General features: G+C 69.4%; 17 protein-coding genes. 12 read left to right on the forward strand and 5 right to left on the reverse strand.

The window, feature by feature from the left end; all coding sequences use genetic code 11:
• Positions 1-103 precede the first annotated feature (103 nt).
• Positions 104-1,537, forward strand: a complete 1,434-nt coding sequence (locus AKG07_RS00580) for an APC family permease (protein ID WP_082297762.1) — start codon at positions 104-106, stop codon at positions 1,535-1,537.
• An 84-nt stretch (positions 1,538-1,621) separates the two neighbouring features.
• On the opposite strand, the gene gdhA is transcribed toward AKG07_RS00580, so the two are convergent.
• Both gdhA and AKG07_RS00590 read right to left on the reverse strand, forming a co-directional pair.
• Positions 1,622-2,992, reverse strand: coding sequence for an NADP-specific glutamate dehydrogenase (gdhA, locus tag AKG07_RS00585; protein ID WP_053095494.1), 1,371 nt, complete (start codon positions 2,990-2,992; stop codon positions 1,622-1,624).
• A gap of 151 nt (positions 2,993-3,143) precedes the next feature.
• Positions 3,144-5,831, reverse strand: a complete 2,688-nt coding sequence (locus AKG07_RS00590; protein ID WP_053095495.1) for a phosphoenolpyruvate carboxylase — start codon at positions 5,829-5,831, stop codon at positions 3,144-3,146.
• 86 nt (positions 5,832-5,917) lie between these two features.
• On the opposite strand from AKG07_RS00590, the gene AKG07_RS00595 reads away from it, so the two are divergent.
• The 4 genes from AKG07_RS00595 to AKG07_RS00610 all read left to right on the forward strand — a co-directional run bounded on the left by AKG07_RS00595 (position 5,918) and on the right by AKG07_RS00610 (position 9,966).
• The gene (locus AKG07_RS00595; protein ID WP_053099037.1) at positions 5,918-7,084 is read left to right on the forward strand and encodes a Na+/H+ antiporter NhaA; all 1,167 of its coding nucleotides are present in this window, start codon (positions 5,918-5,920) and stop codon (positions 7,082-7,084) included.
• 85 nt (positions 7,085-7,169) lie between these two features.
• Positions 7,170-7,784: a MazG family protein gene (locus tag AKG07_RS00600; protein WP_053099038.1), complete on the forward strand. Its 615-nt coding sequence runs from the start codon at positions 7,170-7,172 to the stop codon at positions 7,782-7,784.
• A 65-nt stretch (positions 7,785-7,849) separates the two neighbouring features.
• The gene (locus AKG07_RS00605) at positions 7,850-9,100 is read left to right on the forward strand and encodes a histidine--tRNA ligase (RefSeq protein ID WP_053095496.1); all 1,251 of its coding nucleotides are present in this window, start codon (positions 7,850-7,852) and stop codon (positions 9,098-9,100) included.
• A 53-nt stretch (positions 9,101-9,153) separates the two neighbouring features.
• The gene (locus AKG07_RS00610) at positions 9,154-9,966 is read left to right on the forward strand and encodes an SGNH/GDSL hydrolase family protein (RefSeq protein ID WP_082297764.1); all 813 of its coding nucleotides are present in this window, start codon (positions 9,154-9,156) and stop codon (positions 9,964-9,966) included.
• Here AKG07_RS00610 and AKG07_RS00615 read toward each other — a convergent pair.
• The gene (locus tag AKG07_RS00615) at positions 9,935-10,459 is read right to left on the reverse strand and encodes a VOC family protein (protein ID WP_053099040.1); all 525 of its coding nucleotides are present in this window, start codon (positions 10,457-10,459) and stop codon (positions 9,935-9,937) included. The two genes, AKG07_RS00610 and AKG07_RS00615, sit on opposite strands and share 32 nt — an antisense overlap.
• Before the next feature lie 154 nt (positions 10,460-10,613).
• Between AKG07_RS00615 and AKG07_RS00620 the strand changes: the two genes are divergently transcribed.
• The gene (locus AKG07_RS00620; protein ID WP_053095497.1) at positions 10,614-11,417 is read left to right on the forward strand and encodes an AraC family transcriptional regulator; all 804 of its coding nucleotides are present in this window, start codon (positions 10,614-10,616) and stop codon (positions 11,415-11,417) included.
• On the opposite strand, the gene AKG07_RS00625 is transcribed toward AKG07_RS00620, so the two are convergent.
• Positions 11,418-12,644, reverse strand: coding sequence for an APC family permease (locus AKG07_RS00625; RefSeq protein ID WP_053095498.1), 1,227 nt, complete (start codon positions 12,642-12,644; stop codon positions 11,418-11,420).
• A 48-nt stretch (positions 12,645-12,692) separates the two neighbouring features.
• Entirely contained in the window at positions 12,693-13,163 is a 471-nt protein-coding gene (locus AKG07_RS00630; RefSeq protein WP_053095499.1) for a PaaI family thioesterase, read from the reverse strand.
• 100 nt (positions 13,164-13,263) lie between these two features.
• On the opposite strand from AKG07_RS00630, the gene AKG07_RS00635 reads away from it, so the two are divergent.
• The 6 genes from AKG07_RS00635 to AKG07_RS00660 all read left to right on the forward strand — a co-directional run bounded on the left by AKG07_RS00635 (position 13,264) and on the right by AKG07_RS00660 (position 18,342).
• The gene (locus tag AKG07_RS00635) at positions 13,264-13,614 is read left to right on the forward strand and encodes a GntR family transcriptional regulator (RefSeq protein WP_053095500.1); all 351 of its coding nucleotides are present in this window, start codon (positions 13,264-13,266) and stop codon (positions 13,612-13,614) included.
• A complete protein-coding gene (locus AKG07_RS00640; protein ID WP_053095501.1) occupies positions 13,611-14,630 on the forward strand; it encodes a DUF1648 domain-containing protein in 1,020 nt (339 codons plus the stop codon). Before AKG07_RS00635 ends, AKG07_RS00640 begins: the two co-directional genes overlap by 4 nt.
• Before the next feature lie 73 nt (positions 14,631-14,703).
• The gene (locus AKG07_RS00645; protein WP_053095502.1) at positions 14,704-15,654 is read left to right on the forward strand and encodes a CPBP family intramembrane glutamic endopeptidase; all 951 of its coding nucleotides are present in this window, start codon (positions 14,704-14,706) and stop codon (positions 15,652-15,654) included.
• A gap of 31 nt (positions 15,655-15,685) precedes the next feature.
• Positions 15,686-16,345 (forward strand): O-methyltransferase, encoded by a 660-nt coding sequence (locus AKG07_RS00650; RefSeq protein WP_053095503.1) that lies wholly within the window; start codon positions 15,686-15,688, stop codon positions 16,343-16,345.
• A gap of 99 nt (positions 16,346-16,444) precedes the next feature.
• Positions 16,445-17,725 (forward strand): phosphopyruvate hydratase, encoded by a 1,281-nt coding sequence (gene eno, locus AKG07_RS00655; RefSeq protein ID WP_053095504.1) that lies wholly within the window; start codon positions 16,445-16,447, stop codon positions 17,723-17,725.
• Positions 17,726-17,919: 194 nt separating this feature from the next.
• The gene (locus AKG07_RS00660) at positions 17,920-18,342 is read left to right on the forward strand and encodes an FtsB family cell division protein (protein WP_233277296.1); all 423 of its coding nucleotides are present in this window, start codon (positions 17,920-17,922) and stop codon (positions 18,340-18,342) included.
• Positions 18,343-18,389 lie beyond the last annotated feature (47 nt).

Raw genomic sequence — 18,389 nt, forward strand, 5'->3', positions numbered from 1 at the left:
AATCAGATCCGCTCTTCCGCTGACGAATCTCCGGGGTACATACTGAGCGTCAGTGTCGGACCGCCCGAAGTCCGGCCCATGCGCTGTTCCCGAAGGAGTACTCATGGTCACGCCCATCAAGACGAAGCCGCTCGCGCAGGGCGGAGGAACCCTCCGCCGCAATCTCGGCCTCTGGGCGATCGTCGGTCTCGGACTCGGCTACATGACACCGACCGTCGTCTTCGACACGTTCGGCATGGTGGCTCGCGACACCGACAACGTCGTCCCCGCGGCCTACCTCGTCGCCCTCGTCGTGATGGTGTTCACCGCCATCAGCTACGGCAAGATCTCCCGCGCCATCCCGAGCGCCGGGTCTGCGTACACGTACGTCCGTGAGTCGATCCACCCGAACCTCGGGTTCATGGTCGGCTGGACCTCGCTCATCGACTATGTGCTGCTCCCGATGGTCAACTGCCTCATCATCCGCAGCTACCTCGAAGCGCTCTTCCCCGACATCCCCGGCTGGATCTGGGTCGTGCTGTACTGCATTCTCGTCACGAGCATCATCTACATGACGATGCGCGGCACCTCGAACATGAACATGATCCTGCTCGTGTTCTCGATCGTCGTGATGGTCGTGTTCGTCGTCATGGTCGTCGCGCAGCTGATGCGCGGCGAAGGAGCGGGCACGATCGCATCGGCCGCGCCTTTCATCCACGACGGTGCGACGATCGGCGCGGTGCTCATGGGCGCGACGATCGTCTGCTTCTCGTTCATCGGGTTCGACGCCGTGACGATGTACGCCGAGGAGGCGAAGGATCCGAAGACGATGCCCAAGGCGATCCTGCTGACCGTGCTGCTCGGCGGCGCGATCTTCCTTGTCGCCGCGTACGTCACGCAGCTGCGCTTCCCCGACTGGAACGAGTTCGCACCCGGTGGCGACATGCAGTACGTCGAGGATTCGACGCTGCCGATCATCGGAAACCTCGTCGGGGGCAACGTGCTCATGGCCGTGCTGACCGCCGCCGGCTTCTGCGCCACGCTCGCCTCGGGTCTCGCCTCGCACGCATCCGTCTCGCGGATGCTGCTCGTGATGGGTCGCAACAACGTCCTTCCGCAGAAGGCCTTCGGCTACATCAACCCGCGCACCCACACGCCCACCTTCAACATCGTGCTGGTCGGCGCGATCTCGCTGCTCGCGATCCCGTTCACCCTCGAGCTGATCGCGGCGTGGATCAACTACGGCGCCCTGATCGCGTTCACCTTCGTCAACATCTCCGTGATCGCCTGGTTCGCCGTGCGCAAGGGGCGGCGCCACACACCGCGCGACATCTTCTCGTACATCGTGATGCCGGGCATCGGCATGCTCCTCACGGGTCTGCTGTGGGTGAACCTGCACTCCGACGCCCTGACCGGGGGACTCATCTGGACCGCTCTCGGCCTGATCTACCTCGCCGTGATCACGAAGGGGTTCCGCAAGAAGGTGGTCGCGTTCGATGAGAACCAGGCGGTGACCGGGTTCAACAAGGTCGTGAAGGTGCCGGTCGACGAGAACTGAGCACCTCAGGCGTAGAGACGCGCAAGAGCCGCCTGCCCGGGAGGGAGGCGGCTCTTGTGTCGTGCGCAGTGGGTGCGACTCCGGTCAGATCACGCCCTGGGCGAGCATCGCGCCCGCGACGCGCTCGAAGCCCGCGATGTTCGCCCCGGCGACATAGTCGCCGGACACGTCGTAGCGCTCCGCGGCGTCGAACGCGGCGCGGTGGATGTCCGCCATGATCTCGCGCAGCTTGTTCTCGCTCGCGTCGAAGCTCCACCGCTGGCGAGACGCGTTCTGGCTCATCTCAAGAGCGGAGGTGGCGACGCCTCCCGCGTTCGCCGCCTTGCCCGGCGCGAAGAGGACTCCGGCGCTCTGGAACGCATCGACGGCAGCGGGGACGCAGGGCATGTTCGCGCCCTCCGAGACCGCTCGCACGCCGTTGGCGATCAGGGTCTCGGCGGCGTGGAGATCGAGTTCGTTCTGGGTCGCCGACGGCACGGCGATGTCGACCGGGACCTCCCAGACGCTGCCGCCTTCGATGAATCGGGCGCCGGGGCGACGGTGGGCGTACTCGACGATGCGCGCGCGCTCGACCTCCTTGATCTGGCGCAGCAGGTCGACGTCGATGCCGGCGTCGTCGACGACGTACCCCGACGAGTCGGATGCCGTGACGGCGGTCGCGCCGAGCTGGGATGCCTTCTGGATCGCGTAGATCGCGACGTTGCCCGAGCCCGAGACGCCGACGCGCTTGCCGTCGAGCGAGTCGCTGTGCACGCCGAGCATCTCCTGTGCGAAGAACACGGCGCCGTAGCCGGTCGCCTCGGTGCGCACCTCTGCGCCACCCCAGCCGGTGCCCTTGCCGGTGAACATGCCGGACTCGTGGCGGTTGGTGATCTTGCGGTACTGGCCGAACAGGTAGCCGATCTCGCGACCGCCGACGCCGATGTCGCCGGCGGGGACGTCGGTGTGCTCGCCGAGGTGACGGTAGAGCTCGTTCATGAACGACTGGCAGAAGCGCATGATCTCGGCATCCGACCTGCCGTGCGGGTCGAAGTCGGATCCGCCCTTGCCGCCGCCGATGCCCTGGCCGGTCAGTGCGTTCTTGAAGATCTGCTCGAACCCGAGGAACTTGATGATCGACAGGTTGACCGACGGGTGGAAGCGCAGGCCGCCCTTGTACGGTCCGAGCACCGAGGAGAACTGGATCCGGTAGCCGCGGTTGACCTGCAGACGCCCGGCATCGTCGACCCACGGCACGCGGAACAGGATCTGCCGCTCCGGCTCCACCAGACGCTCGAGGATGCCGCCGTCGACGTACTGCGGGTTGCGCGCGAGCACCGGTGCGATCGAGTTCAGCACCTCGTGCACGGCCTGCTGGAACTCGGGCTCGTGCGGGCTGCGGGCGAGCACCGTGTCGAACACGGGCTGCACGTCGTCGGCGAGCGGATGGAAGTCGACGGAAGACGGAGAGGTCACGCGAAAGAGCTTTCTGATCGGGGGATGGTGCTGCGTGCGATCGTGTCGCGTGAGGGTGCGCCGGATACGGCGAAGTTTTCACTCTAGCGGGCACGCCGAGGTGAGCACCTTCACACCGGCATGCGCTTGTTCGGGGATGACGACGCGGGGGTCACCCGGTGTTCTGGAGGCCCGCCGCGACGCCGCTCACCGAGAGCAGCAGCAGTCGCCGCTGCTCGTCGTCGGCACCCGACCCGGTCGCCTCGGCCGGGTCGCGCAGTGCGCGGAGGGCGCGCAGCTGCAGCAGCGACAGGGCGTCGACGTACGGAGTGCGCAGCTGCACGGCGCGCTGCAGGATCGGCTTGTTCTCGAGCAGGCCAACGCCGCCGGTGAGACGGATGACCCACTCGCGCGTCAGCGACAGCTCGTCGAGCACGAGCTGCGCGAGATCGTCCCGATCGCCGAGGGCGAGGTACTGGCGGGCGATGCGCTCATCGGTCTTCGCGAGGCTCATGGCGACGTTGTCGATCATGGTGCGCAGCAGCGGCCAGTCGCGATAGGCCTCGGCGAGACGGGCCTCGTCGCCGACGGCGGCGAGAGCCGTTCCGAGTCCGAACCAGCCGGCGAGGTTGATGCGGGCCTGGGTCCAGGCGAAGACCCACGGGATCGCGCGCAGGTCTTCCAGCGACTCGACCGACAGTCCGCGTCGAGCCGGACGGGAGCCCAGGGCGAGCAGGCCGATCTCCTCGAGAGGGGTGACCGTGGCGAACCAGGGGGCGAAGCCCTCCGCCTTGACGAGCGAGAAGAATCGCTCGCGCGACGAGGTGTCCATGACGGCGGCGATGTCGGCGAAGCGTGCGGCGGCGTCGCTCGTGTGCTTCTCGACGGACGGCGACGAGGCGAGCAGCGTCGCCGCGGCGACCTGATCGATGTGGCGCATCGCGATGGCCGGCTCGCCGTAGCGCGCGAAGATGACCTCGCCCTGCTCGGTGAGCTTGAAGCGACCGTCGACCGAGTGCGGCGGCTGAGCGAGGATGGCCGAATTGGCGGGTCCGCCGCCTCGGCCCAGAGCACCGCCGCGACCATGGAACAGGGTCAATTCGATGTCGGAGTCCTTGGCCCACTGCGCGATCTTCTCCTGCGCCTCGTACAGGGCGAGGTTTGCGGCGACCGGGCCGACGTCCTTCGACGAGTCGGAGTAGCCGAGCATGACCTCGAGCAGGTTGCCCGTCGTGGCGAGGCGTTCCTGGAACTCCGGGAACGTCACGGCCTCCGCGAGGATGGCGGGCGCCGCCTGCAGGTCGGCGAAGGTCTCGAACAGGGGAACGACGTCGAGCACGGGGGCGTCGTCGCCCAGCGCGTGCCTCGCGAGCGCATACACGTTCGCGAGGTCGGACGCCGACTGAGTGAACGACACGACATAGCGGCCGGCAGCCCGCAGGCCGCGGTCGCGCTGGATCTCGGCGATCACGCGGAAGACCTCGAGCACCTCCTCGGTCTGCGCGCTGATCGCGTCGCCGCTGGAGAGCTCCGAGAGCGCCTTGCGGTGCACCTGCGAGTGCTGACGCACCTCGAGCTCGGTCAGATGGAAGCCGTAGGTCTCCACCTGCCAGATGAGGTGCTGCACGCCGCCGAACGCATGGCGCTTCGCGCCCGCATCCGCCAGCGACGACTGCACCGTGCGCAGGTCGTCGAGCAGCTCCTCGGGGCGCGAGTAGCGCTGCTCCTCGCCACGGCGGGTGGCCGCGACACGGTGGGCGAGGGCGAGCAGCACGCGGCGGTGCGGCTCACCGGGGGAGCGGGCGCCCAGCTCCTCGGCGACGCGCGGCTCAGCGGCGGCGAAGGCCTCCCACAGCGCCGTGACTCCGGCGCTCGCAGGGGTGTCCTCGGCGTCCAGCGTGAGGGCGCGGCCGATGCGCTCGAGTGCGCGCTCCAGCCCGCGCAGCACGTGGTCGGAGGCGATCTGCGACGCCTCACGGGTGACGGATGCGGTCACGAACGGGTTGCCGTCGCGGTCGCCGCCGACCCAGGACCCGATGCGCACGAACGCGGGCACGACCGGCGCGCTCGAGCCGGAGTCGTCGCCGCGGAGTGCGTCGTCGATGCGCCGGTACACGTGCGGCACGGTGGTGAACAGGGTCTCGTCGAACACGCCCATGACCGTGCGCACCTCGTCGGTCGGCGAGGGCTTCTCGGCGCGGAGCGGCGCGGTGCGCCAGAGGGTGTCGATCTCCTCCAGCATCCTCCGGCGCGCGCGGTGCTCCTCCGACCCGCCCTCGCTCGCGGCGTCGTGCTGGGTGAGCAGCTCGGAGAGGCGGCGGATGCTCGACGACACCGCGCGACGGCGTGCCTCGGTCGGGTGGGCGGTGAACACCGGGTGGAAGCGCAGGCCCTCGAGACGGCGGAGCGCCTCGTCGTCACCGACCTCGGTCTTCAGACGCGCATAGGCGGTGGCGACGGTGTCGGCCGCATCCTCGCGGCCCGGCTGGCCGGCGCGCTCACGGAGCACCCGCACGCGCTGGTGCTCCTCGGCGAGATTGACGAGGTGGAAGTAGCAGGTGAACGCCCGGGCGACCTCGTCGGCGCGCGCGATGCTGAACGACTCGGCGATCGCGGCCGCCCGATCGAAGGCGTCGGAGGTCTCTTCGTCATAGGCCTGGATCGTCGCCAGCCGCAGCCGCTCGACGTCCTCGAAGAGGTCGTCGCCGCCTGCTTCGCGCAGTACCTGGCCGAGAAGGGCACCGAGCATTCTGACGTCGGTGCGCATGGCATCCGGAATGCCGCGGCCCGCTTCGAAACGGCCGATGATGCGGATGGCCGAGGTGTCAGTGGGCTCGGGGAAGGCGTGTTCGGGGGTCACCGTTCGAGAGTATCCCGGGTCGGGGTCGTGCTCTGAACGCATGACGATGTGAGACGTGCGGGGCGCTCGCAACTACCATGGGGGCGATGCGCATCTCCGCGAACCCTCTCCGTGGCCAGCAGTTCCCTGCTGTCCTGCTCCTCGTCGCGGCAGGGCTCGGCATCCTGCTGGCGAATCTTCCCTCGCATGATGCGCTCGCCGCGGTGCTCGACTTCCACATCGCCGTGCCCGGCACAGTGCTCGACCTCTCGATCGAGCACTGGGTGTCCGACGGTCTTCTCGCCGTGTTCTTCCTCGTGGTGGCGATCGAGCTGCGGCACGAGCTCACCCACGGCGAGCTCGATTCGCCCAGCAAGGCCGTGCAGCCGGCCATCGCCGCCGCCGGCGGTGTGCTGGTGCCGATCGCTGTCTATCTGCTCATCGCGGGCGACTCCGCGACCGCCACCGGCTGGCCCATCCCGACGGCGACCGACATCGCCTTCGCGCTCGGCGTGCTCGCGATGTTCGGACGGGGGCTTCCGTCGAACGTCCGCGTCTTCCTGCTCGCGCTCGCGATCCTCGACGACATCATCGGCATCATCTTCATCGCGGTCCTCTTCGCGCACGACGTGCAGTGGCTGTTCCTCGCGCTCGCCGTCGCCGCCGTCGTCGCGTTCTGGCTGCTCAGCAGACTGCTCCACGCCAAGGGGCATCCGGCGGTGGCCGTCGCGATGATCATCGTCGGCGTCGTCGCCTGGGGCCTGGTGGCCTCGTCGGGCATCCACGCCACCATCGCCGGCGTGATGCTCGGGCTCGTGATGTCGCCCGTTCCTGCCGCGCGCACCAGGCACGTGCTCGAACCGACCGTGAACGGCGCGATCCTGCCGATCTTCGCGTTCGTCGCCGCCTTCGTGGTGATCCCCGCCCTCGCACCGTCGGAGCTCTCTCCCGCCTTCTGGGGGATCGTCGTGGCGCTGCCCGTCGGAAAGATCATCGGCATCTCCCTGTTCGGGTGGCTCGCGATGCGGATCCGGCCCCGAGGCGCGGCGCCGGCCCTGCCGTTCGCCGACATCTTCGCCGCCGGCGCGCTGGGCGGCATCGGCTTCACCGTCTCGCTTCTGCTCGCCAACCTCGCCTTCGCGGCCGACGCCGGCACCCGCGATCAGGCCATCCTCGGTGTGCTCGTCGGCTCGCTCGTGGCTCTCGTGCTCTCGGGTGTGATCGTGTCACTCCGCGCCCGTGCGTACCGACGACGGGGCGCCGTGACCTCGTGACCGCGAGGCGACCCGAGTGGCGTTCGAAGGAGGACCGGTGAGTGCAGAGCCCGCCCGCGACCCGCTGCGCGCCGCAGCCGAGACGATGCGCGAGGTCCGGGATCGCTGCGTCTGGTCGCAGCAGATCACCCATCGTGATCTCGTGCCGTATCTCATCGAGGAGTCGCACGAGGTGATCGACGCCGTCGAGGACGGCTCACGGGCCGACCTGCGTGAGGAGCTCGGCGACCTGCTCTGGCAGGTGCTGTTCCACGCCGCGATCGCCGCGCAGGACCCCGACGACCCGTTCGACATCGACGATGTCGCGGCCACGCTCACCGAGAAGATGGTGCGGCGGCATCCTCACGTCTTCGCGGACGAGGTCGCGACGACCCCTGAAGAGGTCCTGGTGCACTGGAACGCCGCGAAGGCGGCGGAGAAACGCGCGAGACGCAGCGTCCTCGACGGGATCCCGCGCGGTATGCCGGCGCTCGCGCTGGCACAGAAGGTCGCCGGTCGAGCCGAGGGGGCCGGCGTCGTCGTCGCCCGGACCGATGCGGACGGGGCTGGACCGGCGCCCTCCTCGGAAGCAGAGCTCGGCGACGCACTTCTCCGCCTCGTGGCGGTCGCGCGCGCCGAGGGCTGGGATGCCGAACGAGCGCTGCGCGAACGGCTCCGAGCGGTCGAGGCCGAGGTCCGCGAGGCGGAATCCGAAGCCTGAGTCCACGGCCTGGCCCGCCGACCTGGAAAGATGGAGGCGTGGCTACTGTGAACCCGCCGCGCGGAATGCGCGACATCCTCCCCGCCGACAAGGCTCGCCGCGAGCGCGTCCTCTCCGTGATCCGTGATCGTTACCGCTCGCACGGGTTCGACGAGATCGAGACCCCGGCGCTCGAGGAGTACTCGCGACTGCACGCCGGCATCGGCGGCGACAACGAGAAGCTCGCCTACAACGTGCTGCGCCGCGGCCTCGATGCGGATGCCATCCGCGACGCCGCCGACGACCAGGGCGCCCTGGCCGACCTCGGTCTGCGATACGACCTCACGGTTCCGCTCGCGCGCTTCTACGCGAGCAATCGCGCTCAGCTCCCCGGTGTGTTCCGCGCGATCCAGATCGGTCCGGTCTGGCGTGCTGAGCGACCGCAGAAGGGGCGCTACCGCCAGTTCGTGCAGTGCGACATCGACATCATCGGCGACGACTCGTCGCGCGCGGAGGCCGAGCTCATGGTCGCCTCGCTCGATGCGGTCGACGCACTGGGTCTCGAGGGCGCCACCGTGCGTATCAACGACCGCCGTGCGCTGGACTGGATGCTCGACAGCTTCGGCTTCACGGTCGACGAACGTCCCGGGGTCCTCATCACGATCGACAAGCTCGACAAGATCGGGCCCGACGGCGTCGCCGCCGAGCTGCGCGAGCGCGGTTCGGCGCCATCGGCCGTCGACGCGTTCGAAGCCTTCCTCCTGCGCCCGCAGACCATGGAGTACAACCCCTTCGGCGAACGTCAGATCCGCAAGGCGCTTCCCGACGGTGCCCCGGACGAGATCGTCGGACACCTCGTCGCGATCGGCGAGGCCGTCGCCGCCGGCCGAGGCGCGACCGACATCCCGCTGGTCTTCGACCCGTTCCTCGTGCGCGGCATGGGCTACTACACGGGCACGATCTTCGAGCTGGCCCACCCTTCGGTATCGTACTCGCTCGGCGGCGGCGGTCGCTATGACGGCATGATCGGCCGCTTCCTCGGCCAGCAGGTCCCTGCCGTCGGGTTCTCGCTGGGCTTCGAGCGCCTCGTCGACCTCGTGACGGCGGGCGCGGATGCCGGCGAGCGCGCCGTCGTGCTCATCCATGACGCCGACGTGCCGGTCGCCGAGCTCGTCATGCACAAGGCGGGTCTCGTGGGCTCCGGGGCGCGAGTGCGGCTGGAACGGCGCACGAAGAACGTGAAAGCTCTGCTCGAGCGCTCGGCCACCGACGGATACACGGAGTTCGCGACCGTCTCGTCGGGCACCTCGCAGCTGGAGCTCAAGCCCCTCTCCTGAGTTCGGCGGATGCCGTTCACTCGGCGTTCACGCCGTTCCGGTCGAATCGGGACATGAGCCGACCGCCGTTCGTCGCCGTCGCGGCGGTGGGTGTCGCCACCGCGGTGGCCGCCGCCGGAATCCGGGTCGTCCTCACCCGACAGGCCGCGATCGCGCGTCGACGCATCGGCAAGCCGCTCGGTGAGGAGTCGATCGACGCCGACCGCGTCTGGCGTCGTTCGCTCGACGGCATGCCGATCGATCTGCTCGTGCTCGGAGACTCGCTGGCGGCGGGCCTCGGCGCCGAGCGGCGCAAGGAGACACTGGGCGGACGACTCGCCAAGGGTCTGGCGCGACGGATGCGACGACCGGTCCATCTGCGCACGGCCGCCGTCGTCGGGTCCGAATCGCCCGACCTCGCCGCCCAGCTCGACGCGCTGCCCGAGGACTACGCCCCGCATGTCGCCGTGATCGTTGTCGGGGGCAACGACGTGACGCACCGCATCCCCGTCGCCGTCTCGACGCAGCACCTGCGGGAGGCCGTCCGACGGCTGCGTGCTCGGGGTACGGAGGTCGTGGTCGGCACCTGTCCCGATCTCGGAGCCCTCCGCCCCGTACCGCAGCCTCTGCGGCGCCTGATGTCGAGCATGTCCCGTCGACTCGCCAGGGTACAGGCCGAGACCGCTCGTGCCGAGGGCGCGCACCCCGTCGACCTCCGCCGCGCCGTCGGCCCGATGTTCTTCGACGATCCGGAGGCGATGTTCAGCCTCGATCGCTTCCACCCGAGTCCGCTCGGCTATCGGCGCACGGCGGAGGCACTGCTCCCGGCCGCGTGTCGGGCTGCCGAGACCGCGCTCAGCTCGCGCCGTCAGACGGGGCAGCACTGAAGGACGCCGCCCAGTCGGCGACCCGCCGTGCGCTCTCCTCGTCCGAGAGGTCTTCGACCCGGGTCATCACCGACCATCGCACGCCGAACGGATCCCGGATGCTGGCGAATCGGTCTCCCGACACGAACGCCGACGGAGCCTCGCGCACGGTTGCGCCCGCGGCGACGGCACGCTCGACGACGGCGTCGACGTCCGAGACATAGAGTCCCATCGAGTAGCAGTCGTCGTCTCCCGATGGCGCAGAAACCAGATGATAGTCGGGGCTCGGCTCGCCCAGCTGCAGGTGGCCGAACCCGAAGTCGAGGTCCGCATGGGCGACGACACCGCCGAACTCCGTGACATCGATGACGCGAGCGCCGAAGACGTCCCGGTAGAACTCGATCGCCTCCCGCGTCCGGGGGACCGCGAGGAAGGGAGTGAGGGAGGTCGCGCTTTTCGGTCGGCCGTCCGTCGTGTGCTCGCCGGTCACGCCGGTCCTGTTCTCGGTGCTCATGCAGCCACAGTAAGGAGCAGTCGCAGACGCGCGCTTGAACTTGCGCGACACGATCGTGCGCCGGGTCATAGGGTCGAGGCATGGACGTCGACGACCTCGGACCGACCGTGTCCGCCATGCGGGTCACCGTGACGATCCTCGCGGGCGGCTAGCGATGCGTGCGACCCGCGGTGTGCTGTATCCGGCCCGGCTGCCGGACTTCCATCGTCTGCCGCCTGCGACCGCCGCGCGGGACCTCGCGGTGTGGTTCTGGATCCCCGAGTGGAGCATCGAGCCCGCTCGATCGTCTCGCCAGGAGATCGTCGGCTACCCGGCGCTGAACCTCGTCGTCGAGAACGGTGACGTGAGTCTGTCCGGGGCGACGACACGGGCTTCGCATCGCGAGCTGACCGGCACGGGCTGGGCAGTGGGCGCCCTGCTGCGACCCGCAGCTGTCGCGGCCCTCATCGACGACCCTGCCGCACTCGTCGATGCCGAGCAGCCGGTCGTCGCTCCCGAGCTCGCGGACGGGGTCAGTGCTGCGATGGCGTCGGGGGAGGGGCATCGCGAACGCGCCGTCGCGGTGTTCTCGGAGTGGCTCGCTCGTCGGGTCGGACCCCTCGACGACAGTGCGAGGCATGCGAACGCGCTGGTCGAGGTGCTCATGGAGGAGGGCGCGGCCGACTCGGTCGAGGAGGCCGCGACCCGACTCGCGGTCTCGCTGCGCACGCTGCAGCGCCTCGCCCATCGTCACGTCGGAGTGTCGCCGGCCGCCATGATCCGGCGCCGCAGGCTGCAGGAGGCCGCGGAGCACCTGCGTCTGCACCCATCGGTCGATCTGGCGGATCTCGCCGCCGACCTGGGGTACGCGGATCATGCCCATCTCACCCGCGACTTCCGGAACGTGCTCGGAATCGCGCCCCGCGCGTACCGGGCGTCCTCCGCGCAGGACGTTCGGAGCGCTGCCGCGCCATCCTGATCAGCGCGCGAGCCGCAGCCGGATCGTCCGATAGAGCACACCGACCAGCACGACCGCGGTACCCACCACCGAAGCCACCACCGGCAGAGTGTTCACGAGCACGAGGCACCCGAGCGCACCGACGACCTGCAGCACCCGCGGATAGCGGCGAGCCGCAGTGCGCTGGCGGAATGCCGCCGCATTGGCGATGAGGTAGTACAGCAGCACACCGAACGAGGAGAAGCCGATCGCGTCGCGCAGATCGGCGACGAGCACGATCATCACGATGATGACCGCGATCGTGATCTCGGCCCGACGGGGTACGTGCCAACGCTCGTCGACCTTCGCGAGGAAGCGCGGCAGATCCTCTTCGCGGGCCATCGCCAGTGTGGTGCGACCGATGCCGGTCAGGAGGGCGAGCAGAGCTCCGATCGAGGCGGCGGCCGCGGCCACGCGGACGACAGGAGTGAGAGCCGTCCACCCCGAGGCCGTGACGACATCGGCGAGAGGGGTGGTGCTCGTGACCGCGTCGCCGCCGAGCACGACGACGACCGTGATCGCGACGAGCGTGTAGACGACGACCGTGCCGCCGAGGGCCAGGGCGATCGCCCGGGGGATCGTCCGGGCGGGGTCGACGACCTCTTCGCCCATCGTCGCGATGCGCGCGTATCCCGCGAACGCGAAGAAGAGCAGGCCTGCGCCCTGCAGCACCCCGTACGCGGAGGCATCCGGAAGGGGAGCCGGGGCGGTAGACGAGGAACCGCCGAGGCCCACCGCGACCACCACGGCGAGTCCGAGCAGCGAGCACACGACGAGGATGCGCGTGACGAGGGCGGTTCGCGTCACGCCGAAGCAGTTGACCGCCGCGAGAGCGACGACGGCAGCGACGGCGACCGGCACCTCCCAGCCTTCCGGTGCCGCGTAGGCGGCGAAGGTCATGGCCATCGCCGCGCAGCTGGCGATCTTGCCGATCACGAAGCTCCATCCGGCGACGAAGCCCCACCACGGGCCGATCTCGGCGCGGGCGTACGCGTAGGTGCCGCCGGCGACGGGATGCGCCGCGGCGAGCTGCGCCGAGGCGGTCGCGTTGCAGTAGGCGACGATCGCGGCGATCGCCAGGGCGATCAGGATGCCGCTTCCGGCGACCCCCATGGCCGGTGCCCACACGGAGAACACGCCGGCGCCGATCATCGAACCGAGACCGATCGCGACGGCGTCGACCAGTGTCAGGCGGCGGGCGAGAGGCATCCCGTCATCGTGTCACGTCCGGGTGAACGTCCGGTATCGCCGTCACCATCAGCTCCGAGCGGCGGTGACGCGCTGCTTCTCGCGGATGTAGACCTGTCGGCGGACTCTGGCGACGACGTCTCCGTCGCGGTCGGTGATGACGGTCTCGAACCACTCGAGCACCTTCGCACCGCCGTGCGCCCGCTCGCGGATCTCCTCGGCCCGCTCGCGGCTGACCTCGAACTCGGCGGTCAGCACCCCGCGCCCGGGCTTGACGAACTCGATCTCGCCCCGGGTGTCCCAGACGACATAGTCCCGACCGAGCTGATGCATCACGAGCATGAAGAAGTACGGGTCCGTCATCGCGGACATCGAACCGCCGAATGCCGTCTTCACGTAATTGCGGGTGAACACGTTGACGTGCAGCTCGACCGTGGCGTGCGTCCAGTCCTCGCTGAAGCGGCGGATGCGGATGCCGCTGAACAGATTGGGGACCCACAGGCTCATGCCCGTGGCGAGACGACGGGGAGTGATGCGCATGAGGTCAGTGTGGCCGACGGCCTGATCCGGACAAAGCTCGCTGGAGGGTTGCGACAGTTGTTATAGTTTATGTAGAACTACTAGAAGATTGGAGGACGGGATGCTGATCCGCATCGACGCCGACAGCGCTCGGCCGCTCTTCGATCAGGTCGCGGCATCCGTTCGCGCCGGTGTCCTCGCCGGACGTCTCGTGCCGGGTGACCGGCTGCCTGCCGCCCGTGAACTCGCCGAGGCGCTCGAGATCAACCTGCACACCGTGCTCCGTGCCTATCAGCAGCTGCGCGACGAGGGGCTGATCGATCTGCGCCGTGGCAGGGGAGCGGTGGTGTCCGCTGCTGCATCTCCGCTCGCCGAGCTCTCACAGGACATCGCCGCGCTCGTCGCCCGCGCCGCATCCCTCGGACTCTCTTCCTCGACACTGGCCGCGCTCATCAAGGAGACCGACGCATGACCCCCGAGATCCGCCGCGCCCGCACCGCCTTCTGGTGGGTCGGGGTCATCGTCCCCGCCGCTCTGATCGTGCTCGCCGCCGTCATCGTCCTGGCGTGGCTGCCCGACATCCCCGATCCTGCGGCGATCCACTGGGGCCTCGACGGGGCCGATGGCTTCGCGCCGCGGTGGACGCCACTGGTCATGCTGATCGGCCTGGGCGGAGGGATCGTGGCGATGTTCGCGATCATCGTCCTGGTCTCGCACAGGCTGCCCCCACGGGGCTCGGGCGGGCCGCTTCCTCAGTCGCAGTGGTCGACGACCGCCCGTCTGCTCGGAGCGGCCGGCCTCGCGATGGCGGGCCTGATGTCCATGCTCGCGATCACGACGACCGGCTCCCAGCGAGGGCTCTCCGATGCGAACGAGGCGCCCGACATCACCCTCTGCGTCCCGGTCATCGTCGCGATCGCCGCCGGCCTCGGGGTGATCGGATGGTTCGCGCAGCCGAAGGTGCCCGTCGCGTCCGTCGCGTCCGCGGATCCGGCGGCACCTCTCCCTCTCGCCGACCACGAGCGCGCCGTGTGGATGAAGACCGTGAACGTGGCCCGCAGTGGCCAGGTCGTCCTCGGGATCAGCGTCTTCTTCACGGTCGCCGTGAGCGTGCTGCTGCTCGCCCGGGGCATCGCCGCCGGGTGGATCGTGGCGGGCATAACTGTGGTCCTCGTCATCGTCGTGGCGACGGGTCTGTCGTTCCGGGTGCGGGCGAGCACCGCTGGCCTTCGGGTGCGCTCCGTCGCCGGATGGCCGCGTCTCGAGATCGCCGCGGCCGACATCGCCAGCGCTCGCGCGGTGCAGGTCGACCCGTTCGCCGAGTTCGGCGGCTGGGGCTACCGAATCGGCACCGACGGGCGGCGCGGATTCGTGCTGCGCACCGGCGAGGCCCTCGAGATCACCCGCACAGACGGTCGCGTATTCGTCGTCACCGTCGACGACGCCTCCACAGCGGCATCCGTCCTCGCTTCCGCAGCATCCCGATGATCGCTCCGCACATCGACACCGAACAGCACATCGACACCGAACAGCACATCGACACCGAACCGGGAGTCAATCCATGACCCGCATCAGAGCCGCATCCGTCGTCCTCTTCGTCGCGCTCGCGTGCGGGCTCGCCTGGCTCGTCGCCCTGCCGCTGTGGCTGGGCGACGGCCTCGCCGAGCCCAGCACCTGGTTCCTGCTGCCCGTGATGATGCTGACCCCCGCGCTCGCCGCGCTCGTGGTCACCTTCGCCCTGCGTGTGCCGGCATCGGGGGAGCGGCTCCGTTTCCTGGGCATCTGGCCCCTGCGCCCGGCGAGGCGGGTCGTCTGGCTGATGGTGGCGGGCTGGCTCGTCCCTCCGGTTCTCGTCGTGCTCGGCATCGTGGTCGCGGCGGCCTTCGGATGGGTGCAGCTCGACCCGACGTTCGCGGCGTTCTCCGCTGAGATCGCGAGGTCGCTGCCCGCCGGTGCGCCGATGCCCCCGATCGAGCTCGTCGTGATCTCGCAGATCGTGATGATCCCTGTCGGCGCCCTGATCAACAGTGTGCTGGCGTTCGGCGAAGAACTCGGCTGGCGCGGGTGGCTCGTCCCGGCCCTGCGACCGCTCGGCACGTGGCCGGCACTCCTCATCAGCGGAGCGATCTGGGGCTTCTGGCACAGCCCGGTGATCCTGCTGGGCTACAACTTCGGGCGCACCGACATCACCGGCGTGCTGTTCATGATCGGCGGCTGCATGGCCTGGGGTGTGCTGCTGGGCTGGCTGCGTCTGCGCTCCGCATCGGTCTGGCCCGCCGTCCTCGCGCACGGCTCGCTGAACGCGGCCGCCGGACTCGTCCTCATCTTCGCCGCATCGCAGCCCGATCTCGCACTCGCCGGACCTCTCGGCGTCGCGGGATGGATCGTCGCGGCGGCGGTGATCGCCGTATTGGCCCTCACGGGCCAGTTCCGTCGTCAGCCCGAGCTCGCGGGCGCGCCCGGGCGGCTGCTGTCCGCTCCCCGAGTCGGGAGGGGTCCGCAACCCTCTTGACGCTCTTCGGGCCTCACGGTTTGCTGAGGGCATGGAATCCACTCCCGCCGCCTGGTCGAATGCCGACGCCTATCTCGCTGATCTCCTCGTCGGTCATGATCCGCAGCTGGAGGCGGCGCTGGCCGCTCAGCACGATGCCGGCCTTCCCGAGATCGAGGTCGCGCCGGTCGGCGGCAAGCTCCTCAATCTGCTCGCCCGCATCAGCGGCGCTCGCCGCGTGCTGGAGATCGGAACGCTCGGCGGCTACTCGACGATCTGGCTCGCACGGGCGGTGGGTCCCGAGGGGCGCGTGATCACCGTCGAGGCCGAAGCCGACAACGCCGCCGTGGCCCGCGCGAGCATCGATGCCGCCGGCGTCGGAGACCGCGTCGACATCCGGATCGGCCGAGGCGCCGACGTGCTCCCCACGCTGGTCGGCGGCTTCGACCTGGTCTTCATCGACGCGGACAAGGAGTCGAACACGGTCTACCTCGACTGGGCCGCGAAGCTGGGCCATCCCGGAACCGTGATCGTGCTCGACAACATCGGACGGGAGGGTGAGATCGTGCGCGACGATGCGGCCGACCCCAAGGTCGTCGGCACCAGGGATGCACTGCGGATGCTGGGCGAGGACCCGCGCTTCGACGCCACCGCGCTGCAGACGGTCGGTGTCAAAGGCTGGGACGGCGTCGCGCTCGCTGTCGTCGTGTGAACCTCCGGCCCCGACCCGGGTGCTGAGGGCCGGGCGGGCTAGACTGGGCGCGGATCGACGACGCTCCACACACCTTTTCTCTGAGCAAGGAGCACATCAGTGGCACTGATCGAGGCTGTAGGCGCACGCGAGATTCTCGACTCGCGCGGAAACCCGACCGTTGAGGTGGAGGTGCTCCTCGACGACGGCGTAGTCCAGCGGGCAGCCGTCCCGTCGGGTGCATCCACCGGCGCATTCGAGGCGTACGAGCTGCGCGACGGCGACAAGAGCCGTTATGGCGGCAAGGGCGTGCTCAAGGCCGTCGACGCCATCATCGACGAGCTCGGACCGGCGCTCGAGGGCATCGAGGCGAGCGAGCAGCGCATCGTCGACGAGATCCTGATCGAGACCGACGGCACCGAGAACAAGCAGCGCACCGGCGCCAACGCGATCCTCGGCGTCAGCCTCGCCGTCGCGAAGGCCGCGGCCGACTCGGCCGATCTGCCCCTGTTCCGCTACCTGGGCGGCCCCAACGCGCACGTGCTGCCCGTGCCGCTCTTCAACGTGATCAACGGCGGCGAGCACGCCGACAACGGCATCGACATGCAGGAGTTCTTCCTCGCGCCGATCGGCGCCGAGACGTACTCCGAGGCGCTCCGCTGGGGTGTCGAGACCTACCACGTGCTGCGCGGCGAGCTGAAGGCCGCCGGCTACGCGACGGGCCTCGGCGACGAGGGCGGCTTCGCCCCCGACCTGCCCAGCAACCGCGAGGGTCTCGACTTCCTCGTCAAGGCGATCGAGAAGGCCGGCTTCAAGCCGGGCACCGAGATCGCGCTCGGCCTCGACGTCGCAGCGACCGAGTTCTTCAGCGACGGCGTGTACCGCCTCGACAACAAGGACTGGACCGGCCCCGAGCTGATCGAGTACTACCAGGGTCTGGTCAACGACTTCCCGATCGTCACGATCGAGGACGCCCTCGCCGAGGACGACTGGGACAACTGGAAGCTCCTCACCGACGCTCTCGGCTCGAAGGTCCAGCTCGTCGGAGACGACCTGTTCGTCACGAACCCGACGCGTCTGGCTGACGGCATCAAGCGCGGCGTCGCCAACTCGCTGCTCGTGAAGGTCAACCAGATCGGAACGCTCACCGAGACGTTCGACGCGGTCAGCCTGGCGCAGCGCTCGGGTTACACCGCCATGCTGTCGCACCGCTCGGGTGAGACCGAGGACACGACGATCGCCGACCTCGTGGTCGCGACGAACGCGGGTCAGATCAAGGCGGGTGCGCCTGCTCGCAGCGAGCGCGTCGCGAAGTACAATCAGCTTCTGCGCATCGAGGAAGAGCTGGGCGACGCGGCTGTCTTCGCCGGCCGCTCCGCGTTCCCGCGCTACCAGGGCTGAACACAGCTGAGACAGACAGAAGCCGCCTGAGCGGCTCGAACGGAGGAGGAGCCGTGGCACGACGACCGGCTCCTCCTTCGGCGTCTCCGGGGTCGTCCCGGCCCGCCTCAGCGCCGCCGTCGGCCGTAAGGCGGCCCGCGGGCCGGACGCCCCGGGGCGCGGCGAGCAGAGGCGCGCAGGACCGCAGGGTCGATGTGCGCGAGTGGGCCTCCGGCATCCGCCTGTCGGCCTTCTCGGTCATCATGCTGTCTCTCGTGGTCCTCGGCGCATGGGTGCTGGTGCCGACCTTCGGCACCTTCATCGATCAGAGGCAGAAGATCTCGGCTCTGGAGCAGTCGATCCAGGTCTCCGAAGACCAGATCGCCGCGCTCGAGAAAGAGCGTGAACGCTGGAACGACCCGGCGTACATCACCACCCAGGCGCGTGAGCGCCTGTATTACGTCAAGCCCGGCGAGGTCGTGTACCTGATCGACAACGACCTCGACCCCGCAGCGCTTCCGCAGCAGCAGGGCCCGGTCAGCGACACGCTCGAGGAGACGCCCTCCGACTGGATGCCGCAGCTCCTGCGCACTCTGACGTCCGCCGGACTCAGCGACACGGCCGCAGTCGCCCGCTGACCCGCGCCGCCGCCGCACGGGGCGTGTGCTCCGAGCATCCTCCCGGT

The organism is Microbacterium sp. CGR1 (genome assembly GCF_001266755.1).
Classification (GTDB): domain Bacteria; phylum Actinomycetota; class Actinomycetes; order Actinomycetales; family Microbacteriaceae; genus Microbacterium.

Bases quoted from the DNA above. Each gene is read 5' to 3' on its own strand.
- AKG07_RS00580 (WP_082297762.1), top strand. From the start codon at position 104: ATGGTCACGCCCATCAAGACGAAGCCGCTCGCGCAGGGCGGAGGAACC.
- AKG07_RS00595 (WP_053099037.1), top strand. From the start codon at position 5,918: ATGCGCATCTCCGCGAACCCTCTCCGTGGCCAGCAGTTCCCTGCTGTC.
- AKG07_RS00600 (WP_053099038.1), top strand. From the start codon at position 7,170: ATGCGCGAGGTCCGGGATCGCTGCGTCTGGTCGCAGCAGATCACCCAT.
- AKG07_RS00605 (WP_053095496.1), top strand. From the start codon at position 7,850: ATGCGCGACATCCTCCCCGCCGACAAGGCTCGCCGCGAGCGCGTCCTC.
- AKG07_RS00610 (WP_082297764.1), top strand. From the start codon at position 9,154: ATGAGCCGACCGCCGTTCGTCGCCGTCGCGGCGGTGGGTGTCGCCACC.
- AKG07_RS00615 (WP_053099040.1), bottom strand. From the start codon at position 10,459: ATGAGCACCGAGAACAGGACCGGCGTGACCGGCGAGCACACGACGGAC.
- AKG07_RS00620 (WP_053095497.1), top strand. From the start codon at position 10,614: ATGCGTGCGACCCGCGGTGTGCTGTATCCGGCCCGGCTGCCGGACTTC.
- AKG07_RS00625 (WP_053095498.1), bottom strand. From the start codon at position 12,644: ATGCCTCTCGCCCGCCGCCTGACACTGGTCGACGCCGTCGCGATCGGT.
- AKG07_RS00630 (WP_053095499.1), bottom strand. From the start codon at position 13,163: ATGCGCATCACTCCCCGTCGTCTCGCCACGGGCATGAGCCTGTGGGTC.
- AKG07_RS00635 (WP_053095500.1), top strand. From the start codon at position 13,264: ATGCTGATCCGCATCGACGCCGACAGCGCTCGGCCGCTCTTCGATCAG.
- AKG07_RS00640 (WP_053095501.1), top strand. From the start codon at position 13,611: ATGACCCCCGAGATCCGCCGCGCCCGCACCGCCTTCTGGTGGGTCGGG.
- AKG07_RS00645 (WP_053095502.1), top strand. From the start codon at position 14,704: ATGACCCGCATCAGAGCCGCATCCGTCGTCCTCTTCGTCGCGCTCGCG.
- AKG07_RS00650 (WP_053095503.1), top strand. From the start codon at position 15,686: ATGGAATCCACTCCCGCCGCCTGGTCGAATGCCGACGCCTATCTCGCT.